The organism is Brevibacterium sp. S111 (assembly GCF_004745075.1).
Lineage (GTDB): Bacteria > Actinomycetota > Actinomycetes > Actinomycetales > Brevibacteriaceae > Brevibacterium.
This window is the reverse complement of the sequence record NZ_RHFH01000010.1, coordinates 1-19,097: the sequence shown is the minus strand read 5'-3', so window position 1 is coordinate 19,097 and position 19,097 is coordinate 1. Positions and strand designations below refer to the sequence as shown.

The window sequence follows — 19,097 nt, the reverse complement described above, 5'->3', positions numbered from 1 at the left end:
AGGCACCGGCCCGATCCCAGCTCGAAGGAGCCCTCATGTCCTCACCGTCCGATCTGCAATCACGCCTCGATGAGGCGTCCGCCGCGTACGAGGAATTCGCTTCCCGTGGACTCAAGCTCGACATCACCCGCGGCAAGCCCGCTCCCGCACAGCTCGATCTCGCAGCCGATCTGCTCACCATGGTCTCCGGTGACGATGTGTTCACGCCCAGCGGGGTCGACACCCGCAACTACGGCGGCGCGGAGGGGCTCATCGAACTGCGCGAGATCTTCGCACCGCTGCTCAAAGTCCCGGCCGCTCAGCTGCTGGCCGGCGGCAATGCCTCGCTGACGTTCATGACCCAGGCCCTGACGTTCGCGCTCCTGCACGGAACCGCCGTCGACGATCGTCCATGGGGTCAGGGACCGCATAAGCTGCTGTGTCCCGTGCCCGGCTATGACCGGCACTTCACGCTGGCCGAATCACTCGGATTCGAGCTGCTGTCGATTCCCATGGACGATGAGGGTCCTGACCTCGCCGAGGCACAGCGTCTGGCCGAGGACCCCGCAGTCAAGGGGATGTGGGTGGTGCCGATGTATTCGAACCCCACCGGAATCACCATCACGGACAAACGCGCCCGCGAGCTGGCGCAGATGCCGGCCGCTGCCCCGGATTTCGCGCTGCTGTGGGACAACGCCTATGCGCTGCACCATCTGCGGGAGGACCATCCGGACAACGTCGACATCCTCAGCCTGTGCGCCGAGACCGGACACCCCGAACGTGCGTGGATCTTCGCCTCCACCTCGAAGGTCACCCATGCCGGTGCCGGTGTCTCGTTCTTCGGCGGAGGACCCGCCACCGTCGGCTGGATGACCGCGAACCTCGGCAAGGTCGCGATCGGCCCGGACAAGATCAACCAGCTGCGCCACGTCCGCTTCTTCACCGACTCCGCCGGTGTCGAGGCGCATATGCGCAGACACGCTGAGATCATCGCACCGAAGTTCGACGCCGTGCTCAAGGCCCTCGGAGACGGGCTCGGACCCGATGACCTCGCTCGGTGGACCTCCCCCGAGGGCGGGTACTTCATCACGCTGACGACGATGGACGGCATCGCCGACCGGGTCGTCAAGCTCGCCGCCGAGGCCGGAGTGAAGCTGACTCCGGCCGGGGCCACCCACCCCTATGGGCTGGATCCGAGCAACAGCATCATCCGCATCGCCCCGACGATGCCGACCCTCGAGGAGGTGGAGCTCGCCGCCCAGGGTCTCGTCGCCTGCGTGCGCCTGGCGAGTTTCGAGAAGCTCAAGGTCGGCTGAGCCCATTCGATCGGAGTCCGACGCACACCACGGGCTCGGACGAGCAGAGAGGAGGGCCGCTGCGAACCCATCGGTTCGCAGCGGCCCTCCTTCTCTGTGTGCGAGTCTCTGTGCGCGAGGCCCGAACCGAGAAGCTCGGTGCAGGCGCCTCCACGGCCGCGCAGGCTCAGTATTCGTAGAAGCCGCGTCCGGACTTCACACCGAGCAGACCGGCGTCGACCATGCGTGAGAGCAGCACGGGCGGCTTCGCCGCCGGGTCACCGGTCTCTTCGAAGATGCTCTGCGCCGCGTACAGGCACGTATCGAGCCCGACGAGGTCGGTGAGCTTGATCGGACCCATCGGGTGGGCGCAGCCGCCGACCATCCCCGCGTCGATGTCCTCCTTCGTCGCGAACCCGGACTCGAGCATCCGGATGGCGCCCAAGAGGTACGGGATGAGCAGCGCGTTGACGATGAAGCCGGGACGGTCCTCGGCCTGGATCGGGTTCTTCCCGAGCACATCGGCGACGAACGAGGTCACGGTGTCACGGACATCATCGGCGGTGAGCACGGAGGACACGATCTCAACCAGCGGCTGCACGGGAGCCGGGTTGAAGAAGTGCACACCGAGCACGCGTTCGGGACGCGCGGTCGACTGGGCGAAGCGGACGATCGGCATCGAGGATGTGTTCGAGGCGAGAATCGCCTCGGGGTCGGTGACGACTCCATCGAGTTCGGCGAAGATCGACTTCTTGATCTCCTCGTTCTCGCTGGCGGCTTCGATGACGAGCTGACGATCGGCGAGTTCGGCGATGTCAGTGGTGAACCGCAGACGGCCCAGGGCTTCGTCTCGGGCCTTCTCGTCGAGCTTGCCCTTCTCCACGGCACGGCCGAGCGACTTCTCGATCCGGGCGCGTCCTGCGGCGGACGCCTCTTCGTTGATCTCACGGACGATCACGTCGAGCCCGGACTTCGCGAGCACCTCGGCGATACCTGCTCCCATGAGCCCGCTGCCGATGACTGCTGTGCGCTGAATATTCACTGGCGTCTCCTTCTTTGTTCATAGTTGATGATCGGGGACCGTTCGAGGTGCGGTCGGGACGATGCGTCGATCAGGCGTTGCGGCTGAGGAACCAATCGGCCGACCGGATCGCCTTCATCGCCTCGCGGCGGCGCTCGGTGGGCAGGGTCTGGATGTAGACCTGGCCGTCGAGGTGGCCGACTTCGTGCTGGAGCATCTGGGCGAACACCTCGCGGCCCTCGATCTCGACCGGACGGTTCTGCGCATCCACCCCGCGCACTCTGGCGAATTCGTAGCGTGGGGTGGGGAAGAACAGTCCGGGGACCGACAGGCAGCCCTCTTCGATGTCGCGCAGCTCTCCCCCGACTTCGACGATCTCCGGGTTGATGACATAACCGGTGCGTCCGTCGAGGTCGTAGCCGAAGGCGCGCAGCCCCACACCGATCTGTGGGGCCGCGACGGCGGCACGGCCCTCCGGCCGTGCCGTGTCGACGAGGTCGACCGCGAGAGCTTCGACGCTGTCGTCGAAGACCGTCACCGCTTCGCAGCGGCTGCGGAGGACGGGATCGCCCCACAGCCGGATATCGCGCTCAGGCATCGATCACCACGACGAGGTCGCCGCCTTCGAGCTGCTGGACATCGGAGATGGCCACCCGGGACACGGTGCCGGCCGTCTGCGTGGTGATCGTCGCTTCCATCTTCATCGCTTCGATCGTGGCGACGGTGTCGCCGGCCGCGACCCTGTCCCCCTCATGGACCTGCATGGTCACGACGCCGGCGAAGGGACTGCCGACATGGCCGCGGTTGTTCGGATCGGCCTTCTCTGCGGTCTTGACTTCGCTCTCGACGGAGCGGTCGCGCACCTGCAGCGGGCGCAGCTGTCCGTTGAGGGTGAACATCACCGAACGCATGCCGCGTTCGTCGGTGCCGCCGACGGCTTGGACTCCGATGAGCAGGTTCTTGCCCTTGGACAGTTCGACCGCGTGTTCCTCTCCGGCGGTGAGGCCGTAGAGGTATTCGGAGGTCTCGACCACGGAGAGGTCTCCGTAGTTCGAGCGCATCGACTCGAATTCCTTCGTCGGTCCGGGGAACAGAAGCTCGTTGAGCTTGTCCTTGCGCTCCCGGCCCGGGGTCTCCAGTGCGGCCGCGTCCTCGGGTTCGAGGTGTTCGGTCAGCGGTTTGGGCGAGCGTCCGGCCAGGGCCTTGGTCCGGAACGGCTCGGGCCATCCGCCCGGAGGGTCACCGAGGTCGCCGCTCAGGAAGCCGATGACCGAGTCCGGGATGTCGAATTTATCCGGGTTCTCCGCGAACTCCTCCGGTGAGACACCGGCTCCGACGAGGTGGAGCGCGAGGTCGCCGACGACCTTCGACGAGGGGGTGACCTTGACGAGGTGGCCGAGGATCGAATCGGCGGCAGCGTACATGTGCTCGATGTCTTCGAACCGCTCCCCCAGACCGAGGGCGACGGCCTGCTGACGCAGGTTCGACAGCTGTCCGCCGGGGATCTCGTGGCGGTAGACGCGACCGGTGGGTCCGGCGAGACCGGACTCGAAGGGTGCGTAGAGTTTGCGCACGGACTCCCAGTAGGGTTCGAGGTCGCTGACGGCGTCGAGGCTGATACCCGTGTCGCGTTCGGTGTGCTCGAAACCGGCGACGAGGGCCGAGAGGCTCGGCTGGCTGGTCGTGCCGGCCATGGCCGCCGAGGCGGCGTCGACGGCATCGGCGCCGGCAGCGGCTGCCGCGTACAGAGTGGCCAGCTGTCCGCCCGCGGTGTCGTGTGTATGGACGTGGACGGGCAGGTCGAAGTTCTCGCGCAGTGCGGTCACGAGCTTCACCGCCGCCGCCGGACGCAGCAGTCCGGCCATATCCTTGATCGCGAGCACGTGGGCACCGGCCTCGACGATCTGGCCCGCCAGACGCAGGTAGTAGTCGAGGGTGTAGAGCTCCTCACGCGGATCGAGGATGTCCGAGGTGTAGCACAGGGCCACCTCGGCGAGCGAGGAATTCGTCGCACGCACCGCTTCGATCGCCGGACGCATCTGTTCGACGTCGTTGAGTGCGTCGAAGATGCGGAAGATGTCGATGCCGGTGCGGGCGGCTTCGTCGACGAAGGCGTCGGTGACCTCGGTCGGGTACGGGGTGTAGCCGACGGTGTTGCGCCCGCGCAGCAGCATCTGGAGGTTGATGTTGGGCACCGCCGCACGCAGAGATTCGAGACGCTCCCAGGGGTCTTCGCCGAGGAAGCGCAGGGCCACATCATAAGTGGCTCCGCCCCAGGCCTCGATGCTCAGCAGCTCAGGGGTCATCCGCGACACGTGTCCGGCCACGGCCAGCAGGTCGCGGGTGCGCACACGGGTGGCGAGCAGGGACTGGTGGGCGTCGCGGAACGTCGTGTCGGTCACTGCCAGTGCGGTCTGCTCACGCAGGGCGCGGGCGAATCCCTCGGGGCCGAGCTCGGCGAGGCGGTCGCGGCTGCCGGGTGCGGGAGTCGCCGACAGGTCGATGTCGGGAAGCTTGTCGCCGGGGCGGATGCGCAGCCCGGGCTCGCCGTTCGGGCGATTGACCGTGACGTCGGCGAGGTAGTCGAGCAGCTTCGAACCGCGGTCGGCGCTGACACGAGCGTCGAGCAGCTGCGGGCGCTCTTCGATGAACGAGGTGGACAGGTCGCCGGCGACGAACGAGGGATCGTCGAGGACGGCCTGGAGGAACCCGATGTTCGATGACACACCGCGGATGCGGAACTCGGCGAGGGCCCGCTTGGCGCGGCCGACGGCCTGCGGGAAGTCACGCCCGCGGCAGGAGAGTTTGACGAGCATCGAGTCGAAGTGGGGGCTGACGGCGGCCCCGGCGTGGACGGTGCCACCGTCGAGGCGGACACCCGCACCGCCGGCGGACCGGTAGGCGGTGATCGTGCCGGTGTCGGGCCGGAAGGAGTTCGCGGGATCCTCGGTGGTGATCCGGCACTGCAGGGCGGCGCCCTTGATGCGCATGTCCTCCTGGTGCAGGCCGATCTCGTCGAGGGTGGCACCGGCGGCGACGCGCATCTGCGAGGCGACGAGGTCGATGTCGGTGATCTCTTCGGTCACCGTGTGCTCGACCTGGATGCGCGGGTTCATTTCGATGAACACGTGTTTGCCGGCGCGCGGGCCGTCGGTTTCGAGCAGGAACTCGACGGTTCCCGCGTTCTGGTAGCCCAGTGCCTTCGCGAACTTCAGGGCATCGGCGTGCAGCTCGGCCGCGATCGCGGGATCGAGGTTCGGTGCCGGTGCGATTTCGACGACCTTCTGGTGACGACGCTGGACCGAGCAGTCACGTTCGAACAGGTGGATGGCGTTCGAGTCGTTGTCGGCCAGCACCTGGACCTCGATGTGGCGCGGACGCTGCACGGCCTGCTCGATGAACACCGTCGGGTCGCCGAAGGCGCCTTCGGCCTCACGCATGGCGGCCTTGAGAGCATCTTCGAGGTCGGTCGGGTCGGCGACACGGCGCATGCCGCGACCGCCGCCGCCGGCGACGGCCTTGACGAACAGGGGATACTCCATCGATTCGGCATCGGCGAGCAGCTGCGCGATATCGGCCGAGGGACGTGTCGAGTCGAGCACGGGAATGCCGGCGTTGCGGGCTGCGGCCAGGGCCTGGACCTTGTTTCCGGCGAGTTCGAGGACATCGGCCTGCGGGCCGATGAAGGTGATTCCCGCCTCGGCGCAGGCGCGCGCCAGGTCGGGGTTCTCCGAGAGGAAGCCGTAACCGGGGTAGATCGCGTCGGCACCGCTCTCCTTGGCCACCCGCAGCATCTCTTCGATGCTGAGGTAGGCGCGGACGGGATGGCCCTCCTCACCGATCATGTAGGCTTCGTCGGCCTTCATTCGGTGCTCGGAATTGCGGTCCTCATACGGGAAGACCGCGACGGTGGAGGCTCCGAGCTCATAAGCGGCACGGAACGCACGAACGGCGATCTCTCCGCGGTTGGCCACGAGAACTTTAGAGAACATAGGTGTCTCTCACTTCTGTAACGGCCGCACTGGGCGACTGGTCGACAAGCTGTCGGGAACATACTCTACTCAGTGACCTGAGACACCTTCGCGGGCGGGGGTCGACTTCGGACTGAGACGTGAGTCTCGGCGTGGTCGGCTCAGCCCCGCAGGCCCCGATACGTTACCGTAGGAGAGTGCTTGTCCTCAGTATCAGCAGCCTCAAAGGCGGAGTCGGTAAGACGTCCGTGACGCTCGGTCTAGCTTCGGCGGCCTACAACAGGGGAATTCCGACCTTGGTCGTCGACATGGATCCGCAAGCGGACTCGTCGACGGGGCTCGATGTGCCGACCTCGACGCGCGTCGACATCGCCGACGTCCTCGCTGCCCCGAAGTCCCAGAAGATCCTGTCCGAGGCCATCATCCCCTCGGGGTGGGTCGGTGACAGGCTCGGTCATCTCGATGTGATCTCCGGTTCGCCTCGGGCCGCGGAGTTCGATCGCCCGTCCTTGTCCGAACGCTACCTGCGTCGCCTCGAGGATGCCCTGGCACGGATTGCCAAAGGCTACCGGCTCGTCCTCATCGACTGCCCGCCGAGCCTCAACGGGCTGACCCGGACGGCCTGGACGGCGAGCAACCGGGTTGCCGTCGTCACCGAGCCGAGCCTGTTCTCCGTGGCGGCCGCCGATCGAGCCCTGCGCGCCACGGACGAGCTGCGCCAGCGCGGCGCCAGCGATCTGCAGCCTCTCGGCCTCGTCGTCAACCGCGTTCGGGCCGGTTCGACCGAACACGACTACCGCATCCAAGAGATGCGTGAGATGTTCGGTCCCCTCGTTCTCAACCCGCCGCTGGCCGAACGTGCCGTCATGCAGCAGGCCCAGGGTTCGGCGCGTCCGATCCACTCCTGGCCCGGCAAGCCCGCAGAAGAGGTCGCCGGCTCCTTCGATGCCCTTCTCGAACGAGCACTGCGTTCGGAGAACATCCGGGGACGCCGCGGAGGCGATGCGAAGCCGACCAGGACGGCGTCGGAGAAGAAGTAGCCACTCCCCCAGATCAGAGATCTCAGAAGTGCCGCCCGAGCTTCCGTTCGGGCGGCACTTCTGTATCTGCCAAGCACTCACTTCTGTATCTGCGCAGCACTTCAGGTGACATGCCGCGGCCACACACCGGGCCGGCGGTGAACGACTAAGGCGGCCCATCCTTTCCGGATGGACCGCCTCGGCGAATCAGGTGCAGTGGAGCGCTGCGGAGGTCAGCCGCTCTTACGGGCGCGACGGGCCGCGAGCTCGTCCATCGCTTCGATGGCCGCATCGTCTTCGGGGATGCGCTCGCTCGGCAGCTCTGACAACGTGCCTTCGACTTCGTTCCAGACCCGACCGACGGCGATTCCGAACACGCCCTGTCCTCCCTGGAGGAGGTCGACGACTTCGTCGGGTGAGGTGCATTCGAAGACGCTGGCGCCGTCGGACATCAGCGTGATCTGAGAGAGATCTTCGACGCCGCGGGAACGCAGGTGCTCGACCGCGGTGCGGATCGACTGCAGCCCGACGCCGGTGTCGAGGAGCCGTTTGACGATCTTGAGGACGAGGATGTCGCGGAAGCTGTAGAGCCGCTGGCTGCCGGACCCGGTGGCATTGCGGATCGACGGGGTCACCAGGTCGGTGCGCGCCCAGTAGTCGAGACGACGGTAGCTGATGCCGACGACCTTGCAGACGGTGGGACCGCGGTAGCCGGCCTCTTCGTCGAGAACGGGCAGATCATCATCGAACAGCAGCCCTTGGGCCGCTGACGGCATCGGCGTCATGTCGACGCTTTCGTGACTTGAGCGGTTCACACCGACTCCTCCTTAAAGTCCCTGGGGGAAGCGAAGGTCGCTTGGAAGGACCGAGAACATAGTCATTCTAGCCCTCTTCCCAGCGAACCTACAGTGGGATTCAACAACTCCAAGCTATTCTGCCGGGCCGGTCTGGACAAACACCCCAAGGTAACAATTTCTGCGTGTCGCCGTTATCGCAGTATTCGAACATGTCATCCAGCCGCCATGGGGCCGGAACCGACAGCTCATTCGGCCGCGTCAGAGCGGCCCTCCGGCTGGCTGTCCGGATCGGATGACGTCCGGTCGGAGTCCTTGGCCTTCTTCGGCGAATCGGCCTTTCTGCCGGAGCCGGACTTCTTCGCCGTGTCCTTCGCCGACTCAGCCTTCTTCGGCTTCGCACTCGTCAGCAGCTTGGTCTTGACGGTCGAGGCGTAGGTGTCGACGTATTCCTGGCCCGACAGCCGCATGATCTCGTACATGATCTCGTCGGTCACCGAACGCAGGAGGAAACGGTCGGTGGGCAGGCTCGAGTACTTCGAGAAGTCCATGGGAGTTCCGAAGACGACTCCCACTCGGCGCAGCTTCGGCACGAGGCGACCGGCAGGTTGGAGTTTGTCCGTGCCGATGATCGCCACCGGGATCACCGGTGCTCCCGATTCGAGGACCAGCCGGGCGATTCCGGTCCGGCCCCGGTAGAGCTTGCCGTCAGGTGAGCGCGTTCCCTCCGGGTAGATGCCCAGGGAGTTGCCTTCTCCCAGGACCTTCAGCCCCGATTCGAGTGAGGCCTGGGACCCTGAGCCGCCGCCGCGGTCCATGGGCAGCTGATTGTTGAGTTTGAAGAACCATCGGGTCACAGCCCCTTTGATGCCGCGCCCGGTGAAGTAGTCCTTCTTCGCCAGGTAGACGACGGGCCGCGGTGCGAGCAGCGGGACGAAGATCGAATCCATGAAGTGGTTGTGGTTTCCCGCGATGATCGCTGGGCCGTCCGCCGGAAGATTGTCCAGGCCGCGCACCCATGGACGGAACAGGATCCGCAGGATGGGTCCAGCGAGGACTCGCTTGAGAAACCAGTAGAACACGCGCACCCTTCCATGTACGACCCTTTGTCGTCCTCGGCAATCATATATCGTCACCAACTGTGAAAAGCCATGCCGGGATCATCTCATCCGTGCCATGCTGGTTGCATGGAGATCGATTTCACTGTGCGGTCCGAGCCGAGATCTGCCTACCGCAGTCTCAGTGCCGGATCATCGACCGCGGTCCTCTTTCTGCACGGACTCACCGGTTCTCCCGTGGTCTGGGTGCCGATCGCCCGCGCGCTCGCGGCCGAGGGCATCGATGTCGCTGTGCCCTGCCTGCCCGGGCACGGCACGACATGGCAGGACATGGCTCGCACCGGCTGGTCCGACTGGCTCGGCGCGGCACGCCTGGAGCTGAGTCGGCTGCAGGCCGACCACGAACGCGTGGTCGTCGCCGGTCTGTCAATGGGCGGATCTCTGGCATTGGCCCTGGGCACGGCTGGGGCGGCCCCCGATGAGATCGTCGCCGTCAATCCGGCACTCTACGTCGACTCCCCTTTCGCACCTCTCCTGCCCGTGCTCCGCCACGTGGTCCGCACGATTCCAGCGATCGGCGGGGACATCGCCCACCCCGAACGCGATGAATACGCCTACCATCGGACCCCGCTGGCCCCCTTGGCCTCGTTCCACCGAGCGCTGAAGATTCTCCGCGAGGATCTGTGGAAGATCGAGTCCCCGGTGACCGCGATGATCTCCGGTGAGGACAACGTCGTCGGGCCTCGCACCCTGCGTGTCCTGCGGTCCGATCTGCCGAACCCGGCCCGGATCGTGGCGCTGCGGCAGTCGCGTCACGTGGCGACTCTCGACTTCGATGCCCGAACCATCGCCGAGGCGGTCCTGGCCAAGGCGCGCAGCGGTGCCGCCGAGTCGGCCCCGTCAGACACTGCCGGGGAATAGCCGTGACCGCAGAATTGCTGTGACAGATATGGACGACGAGGGCAGCGCTTCGAATTCCGGCGAAGAGGGCCGGGACGATTGGCGGCAGGACGTTCCCGATCCGGAGCGGATCGGCAATGACCGTTCGCGCATCAGCGATGAAGAGTGGGACGACCTCATCCAGCAGATCTCCGAACCGGCGGCGACGATGGGCGATATGCCCGTCGAGGACGTCCGTGAGGCGCTCGCCGACACCGAGCACTGGCATCCCGAACCTGCCGAGCCGATCGGTTGGCGCACTGCCTCGCCCACGCTCGTGCTCTCTTGGGCTGCGGCCCTCAGCGCGGTGGTGCTCCTGCTCATCGGAGTCGTCTTCTTCCGCCCGCTGCCCGGCTGGTACCTGCTCATCGGCCTCGCCGTCGGAGTCGGCGGAGCCGTGGGCCTGTTCTTCCATCTGCCCTCCCACCGTTCCGTCGATGACGGCGACGGCTCCTCCGTCTGAGCGGCGATGTCCGCATTCGCCCGACGGGACAGTCCGACCCTCCCGTGTCACCTGTGCCTGACACACTGGGCACCATGACCGTCCCATTCGATCGGGCTCCGACCGCCCTGGAGAACACTCAGCTGTCCTTCGACAGCCTCGGCACTGACCTGTCCGCTGTCACCTTCGTCATCGTCGACCTCGAGACCACGGGAACGCGCGCCGGCCAGTCGGAGATCACCGAGATCGGTGCGGTCAAGACCCGCGGAGGTGAGGTCATCGGGGAATTCCAGTCACTGGTCAAACCCGAACAGTCCGTGATCAGCCCGTTCGTCGCCCGGCTCACCGGAATCACCCACGCCATGGTCGACGATGCTCCCTCGATCCGCTCGGTGCTGCCCAGCTTCCTCGAGTTCTCCCTCGGCGCTGTGCTCGTCGCCCACAATGCGCCCTTCGACATCGGATTCCTCCGCTCGGCCTGCGAGAGGCTCGACTACCACTGGCCGGCACCCACGGTGCTCGACACCGTCACCTTGGCCCGCCGCGTCGTCGGACGCGATGAGGTGCGCAACCACAAGCTTGCGACCCTGGCCGCGCATTTCGGCACCGAGGTGGCCCCCGACCACCGTGCGCTCTCCGATGCCCGCGCGACCGGTGAGCTGCTCCATCACCTGTTCGAACGTTTCGGCGGTTACGGAGTGACCACCCTCGAGGAGCTCTCGACCGTCCGGCAGGCGGGGTGGGCCAAGCGGCAGGCGAAATCCCATCTGGCCAAGGGCGTGCCGGCCGAGCCGGGAGTGTATATGTTCCTCGATGGGACCCGCCGCGTGCTCTACATCGGCAAGTCCGGCAATATGGCTCGCCGCGTGCGCGCATACTTCACTGCTTCGGAGAACCGCGGTCGGATGGCCGAGATGATCACGGCAGCGCAGGAGATCAGCTGCCTGCCCTGTGCACACGCCCTTGAGGCCGAGGTCCGAGAGATCAGGCTCATCGGTGAGCTGGCCCCGCCCTACAACAGGCGCTCGAAGAACCCCGAACGGAACTCGTGGATCGTACTCAGCGACGAGCTCTTCGGGCGCTTGTCGGTGGTGCGCGCGAATTCGGCGATCGAACGGTCACCCGCCCCGCCGCTGGGGCCGTTCCGGTCGCGGAAGAGCGCCCAAGCAGTCAAAGAGCTCCTCGACACCCTCTACCCCGTCAAGCGGTGCACGGCGAAAGTCACGCAGCGCAACCTCGGTGAGCATCGGCCCTGTGTGAGTGCTCAGGTCGGCCAATGCGGAGGACCGTGCGCGGGCATCACCGATGCTGCGGCCTATCGAGACAGCATCTCTGAACTCCGCGACCTCCTCGACGGAGATCTGGGGTCTCTGCAGCGCTTGGCCGCCGCACGGATGCGGCGATTGGCCGATGAGTCCCGGTACGAGACGGCAGCAGAGGTCCGTGATGCCATGCGATCAGCTGTGGCAACCGCGTCCCGAGCAGAAGAGGTGGCGGCTCTGCGCGCAGTCCCGGAGCTTGTGGCTGCGGCTCCCGGATTCGACTCGGGATGGGACCTCGCCGTCATCCGCCACGGCAGACTCGCCAACGCCGGTCATGTCACGAGCAGGCAGGGATTGTCGGAGTCCATAGCAGCTCTGCAGTCCACCGCCGAATGGGTGCCCGAGCCGGGACCGCTGCCCCGTGACACCGATTCTCTGCCGGAGGAGACACGCCTGCTTGCAGGCTGGCTGGAGACCGCAGAGCTGCTCTCCGCGTCCGTTCGGGGCGGGGCGGGCTGGTCGCTGCCCCGAAGCGGAGCGACCAGCCACGCACGATCCTCAGGAGCGGTTCGCCTCGGCCAGTCGGTGTGAGACCTCGATGAGCTGATCGAGCTTCGCGGCCCCGCCGCCGTTGTCGATCGTGGCGATGGCAGTGTCGAGTTTGGCGGCGAGACGTTCGGTGAAACTGCCGACCGCCGATTCGTCGGCCGCGACCAGCGCGGCGGCGGCGTTGATGGCGACGATGTCACGGACCGCGGACCGTTCGCCGGCGAGCACGGCACGAGTGATGCCCGCGTTCTCCTCCGGCCCGCCACCGCGCAGATCGTCTTTCGTCGCGCGTGCGATGCCCAGGTCGAGCGCATCGAAGGTCGTGTGTTCGATCTCTCCGTGGCGGACTTCCCAGACATCGTTGACGTCGGTGTTGCTCAGCTCGTCGAGCCCGTCGCGGGAACGGAACACCACGGCCTGGTGACCGCGTTTGGCCAGCGTCCCGACGACGAGCGGTGCCATCTGGGCGTCAGCAACTCCGATCGCGGTGTGACGAGCACGTGCCGGGTTGGTCAGCGGGCCGAGGATGTTGAACGCCGTGGGAACGCTGATCTGACGGCGCACAGCCGCGATGAACTGCATCGAGGGATGGAAGACGTTGGCGAAGCAGAAGGCCAGACCGACCTCGTGTGCGATCTGCCCGGTCTGTTCCGGAGTGATGTCGAATCGGACGCCGAGTGCTTCGAGGACATCGGCAGAGCCCGACGCCGAGGATGTCGCGCGGTTGCCGTGCTTGACCACGCGCTGGCCGGCGGCCGAGATGATCATGGCCGCCGTCGAGGAGATGTTCGCGGTCTTCGCGCGGTCGCCTCCGGTGCCGACGATGTCGACGGAGTCCTCGAGACCGGGCAGGGGCACCGCATGGTCCATCATCGCGGCGACCAGACCGGCGATCTCTTCGACCGTTTCACCTTTAGTGTGATGTGCGGCAAGGAATGCGGCCATTGTCACATCGGGAGTCTTGCCGGACATGATCTGGTCCATCGCCCAAGCGGCCTGATCCCCCTCGAGGTCCTGTTGGTGCATGAGCGCCATGAGCAGATCGGGCCAGTTCTGCGGGACTGCCTCGACCTCGCTGCGGGCCTCGGACACGTGCGCTGCCGGGGCGGTCAGGGGCTTGGAATCGGTCATCCGTTTGAACTCTCACTAGGCTTTGCCGCCGTCCCGGAACACGGAACGGACCTTACCTGCGGCATCCTATCCTGAGTTCGACACGCTGACAGAAGCAGCTTCCGGATCGAGACTTCGGCACCAAATCGGGCTTTTCGCTACATCGTGTAGAAATTTCTTTCTCGAAACCTGGGTAAAAGATGAAAACTCACCCCGAGACGGGTAATAATGGGGTTGTGTCAACTGCCACTGCATCTCAAACAGCGCCAACGCATCCGGTTGTCAATCGTCCGAATGTGACCACGGTGGGCTTCATCGTGTTCCTCGCGAGCGACCTGATGTTCTTTGCCGCGCTCTTCGCCATGTACTTCACCATCCGGTCCGTTGTTCCGGAGCTATGGGAAGCGAGGACCCAGATCCTCGACATCCCCTACGCTCTCGGCAACACGTTGATCCTGGTGTCGTCTTCGTTCACCTGCCAGATCGGTGTGTTCGCAGCCGAACGGTTCCGCCCCCGGCGGACCGGTTCCCTGTTCAACATCGCCAAATGGGGAATGGTCGAGTGGTTCTACCTGACCTTCCTCCTCGGCGCGATCTTCGTCTCCGGTCAGGTCATGGAGTACGCGACTCTCGTCAGCGAGGGAATCGCGATCAACTCCGACGGATACGGTTCCGTCTTCTACTTGACGACAGGGTTCCACGGCATTCACGTGACCATCGGGCTTATCTGCTTCCTCCTCGTCATCGGACGTGCCTACGGAGCGAAGAAGTTCGGTCATCACGAGGCCACATTCGCAATCTGCGTGTCCTACTACTGGCACTTCGTCGATGTCGTCTGGATCGGTCTGTTCGGCGTCATCTACCTGCTTCAGTAAACGGCCAGAGATGCTCGGCCCCCAGGACTCACAACACTTCAAGCAAAGGACGATCAAGTGAAGCTTCTAGCAGATCGCCGCAGACATCCCATGGCGCTGGTCGCGCTGCTTCTCGTGGGACTGCTGCTGACCGGCGGAGCCTATGCACTCTTCACGCAGACTTCGAGCGCCAAGGCAGACACAGCCAGCGCCTCTGACATCGAAGAAGGCAAGAAACTCTTCGCGGCCAACTGCGCTACCTGCCACGGACTCAACGCCGAAGGTTCGAAGGCCGGCCCCGGCCTCATCGGTGTCGGCGCCGCTGCTGTCGACTTCCAGGTCGGCACCGGTCGTATGCCGTTGCAGGCCAACGGCCCGCAGGCGCGTGTCAAGGAACCGCAGTTCGATGAAGAGCAGACCGCTCAGCTCTCTGCCTACGTTGCTTCGCTCGGTCCTGGACCGGCAGTTCCCGAAGACGAGTACCTCGATGCGTCGAAGGGCGACCCCGCAGCCGGCGGTGGCCTTTTCCGCACCAACTGCGCCATGTGCCACAACGTGGTCGGCTCCGGTGGTGCACTGACTCGCGGTAAGTATGCGCCGAACCTCGCCGATGTCTCGGAGAAGCACCTCTACGAAGCGATGCAGACCGGACCGCAGAACATGCCGATCTTCAACGACGCGAACCTGACTCCCGACGACAAGCGCGATGTCATCGCCTACGTCAAGGAAGTCTCGGACAACCCCTCCCCCGGCGGATTCAAACTCGGATCCCTGGGGCCAGTGGCAGAGGGTCTGTTCATCTGGTTCTTCGGACTGGCAGCAGTCATCGGTTTGACAGTGTGGCTGTCATCCAGGTCCAAGTGAGTCCGACAGTGTCGTTCACCATCAATTACGAGAATAGACGGGGAATTCAATGACCTCGAAAGAGCACTCCGGCGGCGGCAGCCAGCTCGAGGAGTTGAACGGGTTCACGAACCCAGGCCTGCCCGAGCACACGCCGCGACTGACCGACGCGGATCCGCGTGCTGAGAAGGTCGCCGAGCGACAGGTGGCGGGATGGTTCGTCCTGTCGATGATCGGAACCATCTGGTTCATCGTCGCCTACTTCCTGTTCACCCCCGGTGAGTCGATGCAGAGCATCCGCCTTCACAACATGTTCGTCGGCCTCGGCGCCGCCGTTGCGATGTTCTCCATCGGCTTCGGCGCCGTGCTCTGGGCCAAGAACCTCATGAGCGATCATGAGGGCATCGACGAACGTCACGACATCAACGGCAGCGACGAGGATCAGGCCGTTGCGCTCGAGATCCTCCACCAGGCCAAGGAAGAGTCGGGCATCGCCCGTCGTCCGCTTCTGCGCAACACGCTCATCGCGGCGCTGGCGATCGCTCCCCTGCCCGCGGTCCTCGTCTTCCGCGATCTGGGACCGCTGCCCGGCAACAAACTCTTCAACACGCTGTGGGAGAAGGGCACCCGCCTCATCCGTGACCCGGGCGGCATCCCTTCGATGGATTCCGAACGTCCGATCAAGGCTGACGAAATCACGATCGGCTCGGCTTACCACGTCCTGCCCTCGGGCATCGGCGACCGTGAAGCCAGCGATCACCCGATCAACGAGAAGGCCAAGGCAGCCGTGCTGCTCATGCGCATCGATCCCAAGGAACTCAAAGAGGATCCGGATCGCAAGGACTGGTCGCACGACGGCATCGTCGCGTACTCGAAGATCTGCACCCACGTCGGCTGCCCGGTCGCTCTGTACGAGCACCAGACCCACCACCTGCTGTGCCCCTGCCACCAGTCGACCTTCGACGTGACTGAGCACTGCAAGGTCATCTTCGGCCCGGCCAAACGACCGCTTCCTCAGCTGCCCATCACCGTGGACAGCGAAGGCTACCTGGTTGCCCAGTCGGACTTCCCTGAGCCTGTCGGACCTACGTTCTGGGAGATCAACCACCCATGAGTACTACACAGCCAACCACCACCATCGGGAAGGCGGCGAACTTCGCCGAAACCCGCGTCGGGGCATCGGCCCTCGTGCGCGAGTTCGGTCGCAAGATCTTCCCTTCGCACTGGTCGTTCATGCTCGGCGAGGTTGCTCTCTACAGCTTCATCATCGTCGTTCTGTCCGGAACGTTCCTCACGTTCTTCTTCCAGCCCGCCATGGGCGAGATGCACTACGAGGGCCCGTGGCTGCCGCTGCGCGGCGTCGAGATCTCCGAGGCCTACAACTCCACCCTGGCGATCTCCCTGGAGATCCGCGGCGGTCTGTTCATCCGTCAGATGCACCACTGGGGCGCGCTGCTGTTCGTTGCCGCTCTGAGCGTGCACATGCTCCGTGTCTTCTTCACCGGTGCATTCCGCCGGCCGCGTGAACTCAACTGGGTCGTCGGTGTCCTGCTGGTCATCATGGGCATGGCTGCCGGATTCACCGGCTACTCGCTGCCCGATGATCTGCTGTCGGGCAACGGTCTGCGAATCATCGACGGCATCCTCAAGTCGCTCCCCCTCGTCGGCACCTACATCTCGTTCTTCCTCTTCGGAGGCGAGTTCCCGGGAATCGACATCGTGGCGCGCCTGTACACCCTGCACATCATGATCGTGCCGGCACTGCTCATCGCGCTCATCGGCATCCACCTGATGTTCGTCGTCGTGCACAAGCACACCCAGTACCCGGGTGCCGGCAACACCGAGAAGAACGTGGTCGGCGAGCCGGTGCTCCCGACGTTCGCGGCCAAGGGCGGAGGATTCTTCTTCCTCATCTTCGGTCTCCTCTCTCTGATCTCGGCACTGTTCACGATCAACCCGATCTGGAACTACGGTCCTTACGACCCGTCGCCGGTGTCTGCCGGTACGCAGCCGGACTGGTACATCGGTTGGGCGGACGGATTCCTGCGCATCGTTCCGGGCTGGTTCGAGTTCTATATCTTCGGATGGCCGATCTCGTTCAACATCAACAGTGCTGTCATCGTCATGGGCGGTCTCTTCGCGGTGATGTTCATCTACCCGTTCTTCGAAGCGTGGCTGATGAAGGACCATCGGGAACACCACATCCTCGATCGCCCGCGCAACAATCCGACTCGTACCGCAATCGGTGTTGCAGGAATCATCTTCTACTGCAACATGTGGGCGGCCGCTTCGGGCGATATCGTCGCGGTGTTCTTCCAGATGTCGCTCAACGATATGATCTATATCTTCCGATTCCTGTTCTTCTTCGGACCGATCATCGGATATATCATCACGAAGCGCATGTGCATCGCACTCCAGCGCAAGGACCGCGAGATCGCATTGCACGGTCGCGAGACCGCACACATCATCCGTCTCCCCCACGGTGAATTCCTCGAACGCCACGAGGCTCTTCCCCCGCACAAGCTGTGGAAGATCACCGCATTCGAGTCGCCGGAGTACATTCCGGCCCAGCCGAATGCCGAGGGCAAGGTGACGGGTATGGAGAAGCTGCGTGCACGTCTGTCGCGATTCTTCTTCGAAGATCGCGTGGCACCGGTGACGAAGCAGGAACTCGAAGCTTCTCACCACAGCCACGACTCGGTCGAGGGTTCGAGCAACAACCAGCTCGGCCACTGACCGGTCAGGTTCACGATAGCCGAGGGGCCCAGCAATTCACATTGCTGGGCCCCTCGGCTCATTCACACTCGCCCGCCAGTCGATCGGCACCGATCGAGTACGAAGCACACATCTCGTCGGCTTCGCCGGCAGCGTGATGCTCCTGCTGACCATATGGCAGGACTTCGCATACACTCTGAAGTGCGAGGTGTCAGGAGGAGCAATGGAGGTGTCAACCAGCAGCGTGGAGAGCGGAAGCACATCGTCTTCGCCGTTGATTCGTGGGAGATACTGGGACTACGTTCGAACCGAAGGTGTTGTACTGCTGGTCAGTTTTGCCGTGCTGGTCCTTGTATCGGCAGTCGGGATGCCTGCCTATGCGACAGTCATGGGCTGGTTCGGAGCGATCTACCTCATGGCCGCAGCGATTGCGCTGTGTGTTCTGGGTTTGGTCGCAGTTCGCTCTCGTCAAAGCGTCAGCGAACTGCTTGCGTTCGGTTGGCTCGCGCTCATCGGAGCGGTCGCTGTGGGGTTTTCAGCGCTCTACGCTTTCACGTTCGGGGCAGCCGGAAGCGATTCCCCGACCACGCTCGTGGTCAGCGTCCAGCTGATCCATTCGTCTCTCTTCTATATTGCTGCATTGATCGTCGGATCCGTATTCCATCTCTGGCGTTCACGAAGAGCGTCAAAGTAGTTAAGGGCCCGTCCTCGACGATTGACAGACTTTCACGTGGCGCTCCGAGCTCGGAGATTACGGGCAGGTTATCGTCGAAAGTGTGGGTCAGGGATTGTCAGACACGGCGAGTCGCTGCCCGGATAAGCCTCGAAGCCTTCCGCCGATGGAACGACCTTCACCGTCCATCCGAAAGACCTCGACGTGGCCAAGTCCACTTACTCGATGGCTGATCTCACGAGATTCTGCAGACTCAATCACCGCGATCTGAGCTGCGCCGGCCAACACATCACCGGGCACAATGCCCTTCTGGAATATCGCCCCAACACCGCTGATGACTGGTGCCGACGGTGTGGTGGCCATGGGACTGGTCGCGATATCGTAATCATCGGCCTCCACCCCCACATCAGTGAACGAACGGGCCCGGCATGGTTGTTGGACATGGTTGAATATTCGGCTTCTTGGGCGCCACTGCGCTCGTCTTTGAGCGCCACCTGTCTTGGGTGTCGACCGGCGTCGTGAGCGCCCCCGAATATTCGACTTCAGCGCCACCTGTTTCTAGGCTCCTTCTAC

At 64.5% G+C, this 19,097-nt stretch carries 16 protein-coding genes and 1 pseudogene; 11 read left to right on the top strand and 6 right to left on the bottom strand.

The window, feature by feature from the left end:
- Nucleotides 1-35 precede the first annotated feature (35 nt).
- Complete coding sequence (locus EB836_RS12315) at nucleotides 36-1,295, top strand: aminotransferase class I/II-fold pyridoxal phosphate-dependent enzyme (protein ID WP_135540823.1); 1,260 nt, start codon at nucleotides 36-38, stop codon at nucleotides 1,293-1,295.
- A gap of 166 nt (nucleotides 1,296-1,461) precedes the next feature.
- Here the strand turns inward: EB836_RS12315 and EB836_RS12310 are convergent, their stop codons facing one another.
- From EB836_RS12310 to EB836_RS12300, 3 genes are all read right to left on the bottom strand, one after another.
- The gene (locus tag EB836_RS12310; RefSeq protein WP_135540821.1) at nucleotides 1,462-2,316 is read right to left on the bottom strand and encodes a 3-hydroxybutyryl-CoA dehydrogenase; all 855 of its coding nucleotides are present in this window, start codon (nucleotides 2,314-2,316) and stop codon (nucleotides 1,462-1,464) included.
- Nucleotides 2,317-2,386: 70 nt separating this feature from the next.
- Complete coding sequence (locus EB836_RS12305) at nucleotides 2,387-2,893, bottom strand: peptide deformylase (protein ID WP_135540819.1); 507 nt, start codon at nucleotides 2,891-2,893, stop codon at nucleotides 2,387-2,389.
- Nucleotides 2,886-6,287 (bottom strand): pyruvate carboxylase, encoded by a 3,402-nt coding sequence (locus EB836_RS12300; protein WP_135540817.1) that lies wholly within the window; start codon nucleotides 6,285-6,287, stop codon nucleotides 2,886-2,888. Before EB836_RS12300 ends, EB836_RS12305 begins: the two co-directional genes overlap by 8 nt.
- Nucleotides 6,288-6,463: 176 nt before the next feature.
- On the opposite strand from EB836_RS12300, the gene EB836_RS12295 reads away from it, so the two are divergent.
- On the top strand, nucleotides 6,464-7,306 hold the full coding sequence (locus EB836_RS12295; protein WP_135540815.1) for a ParA family protein: 843 nt from the start codon (nucleotides 6,464-6,466) through the stop codon (nucleotides 7,304-7,306).
- Nucleotides 7,307-7,518: 212 nt separating this feature from the next.
- Here EB836_RS12295 and EB836_RS12290 read toward each other — a convergent pair whose 3' ends face one another.
- Entirely contained in the window at nucleotides 7,519-8,100 is a 582-nt protein-coding gene (locus EB836_RS12290; protein WP_135540813.1) for a MerR family transcriptional regulator, read from the bottom strand.
- Nucleotides 8,101-8,327: 227 nt separating this feature from the next.
- Nucleotides 8,328-9,161 (bottom strand): lysophospholipid acyltransferase family protein, encoded by an 834-nt coding sequence (locus EB836_RS12285; RefSeq protein ID WP_135540812.1) that lies wholly within the window; start codon nucleotides 9,159-9,161, stop codon nucleotides 8,328-8,330.
- 105 nt (nucleotides 9,162-9,266) lie between these two features.
- Here EB836_RS12285 and EB836_RS12280 point away from each other — a divergent pair, with 105 nt between their 5' ends.
- The 3 genes from EB836_RS12280 (at nucleotide 9,267) to EB836_RS12270 (ending at nucleotide 12,371) form a co-directional block, all read left to right on the top strand.
- Nucleotides 9,267-10,058 carry an alpha/beta fold hydrolase gene (locus tag EB836_RS12280; RefSeq protein WP_135540810.1) on the top strand — a complete coding sequence of 264 codons (792 nt, stop codon included), beginning with the start codon at nucleotides 9,267-9,269 and terminating at the stop codon, nucleotides 10,056-10,058.
- A 28-nt stretch (nucleotides 10,059-10,086) separates the two neighbouring features.
- Nucleotides 10,087-10,539 (top strand): hypothetical protein, encoded by a 453-nt coding sequence (locus EB836_RS12275; protein ID WP_135541117.1) that lies wholly within the window; start codon nucleotides 10,087-10,089, stop codon nucleotides 10,537-10,539.
- 74 nt (nucleotides 10,540-10,613) lie between these two features.
- Nucleotides 10,614-12,371 carry a DEDD exonuclease domain-containing protein gene (locus tag EB836_RS12270; RefSeq protein WP_135540808.1) on the top strand — a complete coding sequence of 586 codons (1,758 nt, stop codon included), beginning with the start codon at nucleotides 10,614-10,616 and terminating at the stop codon, nucleotides 12,369-12,371.
- Here EB836_RS12270 and trpD read toward each other — a convergent pair.
- A complete protein-coding gene (trpD, locus tag EB836_RS12265) occupies nucleotides 12,339-13,364 on the bottom strand; it encodes an anthranilate phosphoribosyltransferase (protein ID WP_240689958.1) in 1,026 nt (341 codons plus the stop codon). The two genes, EB836_RS12270 and trpD, sit on opposite strands and share 33 nt — an antisense overlap.
- A gap of 380 nt (nucleotides 13,365-13,744) precedes the next feature.
- On the opposite strand from trpD, the gene EB836_RS12260 reads away from it, so the two are divergent.
- From EB836_RS12260 to EB836_RS18500, 6 genes and pseudogenes are all read left to right on the top strand, one after another.
- Entirely contained in the window at nucleotides 13,745-14,314 is a 570-nt protein-coding gene (locus tag EB836_RS12260) for a heme-copper oxidase subunit III (protein WP_135541115.1), read from the top strand.
- 57 nt (nucleotides 14,315-14,371) lie between these two features.
- Nucleotides 14,372-15,157, top strand: coding sequence for a cytochrome c (locus EB836_RS12255; protein ID WP_135540804.1), 786 nt, complete (start codon nucleotides 14,372-14,374; stop codon nucleotides 15,155-15,157).
- Nucleotides 15,158-15,206: 49 nt separating this feature from the next.
- Nucleotides 15,207-16,250: a Rieske 2Fe-2S domain-containing protein gene (locus tag EB836_RS12250; protein ID WP_135540802.1), complete on the top strand. Its 1,044-nt coding sequence runs from the start codon at nucleotides 15,207-15,209 to the stop codon at nucleotides 16,248-16,250.
- Entirely contained in the window at nucleotides 16,247-17,872 is a 1,626-nt protein-coding gene (locus EB836_RS12245; protein WP_135540800.1) for a cytochrome bc complex cytochrome b subunit, read from the top strand. The genes EB836_RS12250 and EB836_RS12245 overlap by 4 nt, the downstream gene beginning before the upstream one ends.
- Nucleotides 17,873-18,080: 208 nt before the next feature.
- A complete protein-coding gene (locus EB836_RS12240; protein WP_135540798.1) occupies nucleotides 18,081-18,545 on the top strand; it encodes a hypothetical protein in 465 nt (154 codons plus the stop codon).
- Between the two features lie 204 nt (nucleotides 18,546-18,749).
- Nucleotides 18,750-18,911: pseudogene (locus EB836_RS18500) on the top strand (ISL3 family transposase); the annotation flags it as partial.
- Between the last annotated feature and the right edge of the window lie 186 nt (nucleotides 18,912-19,097).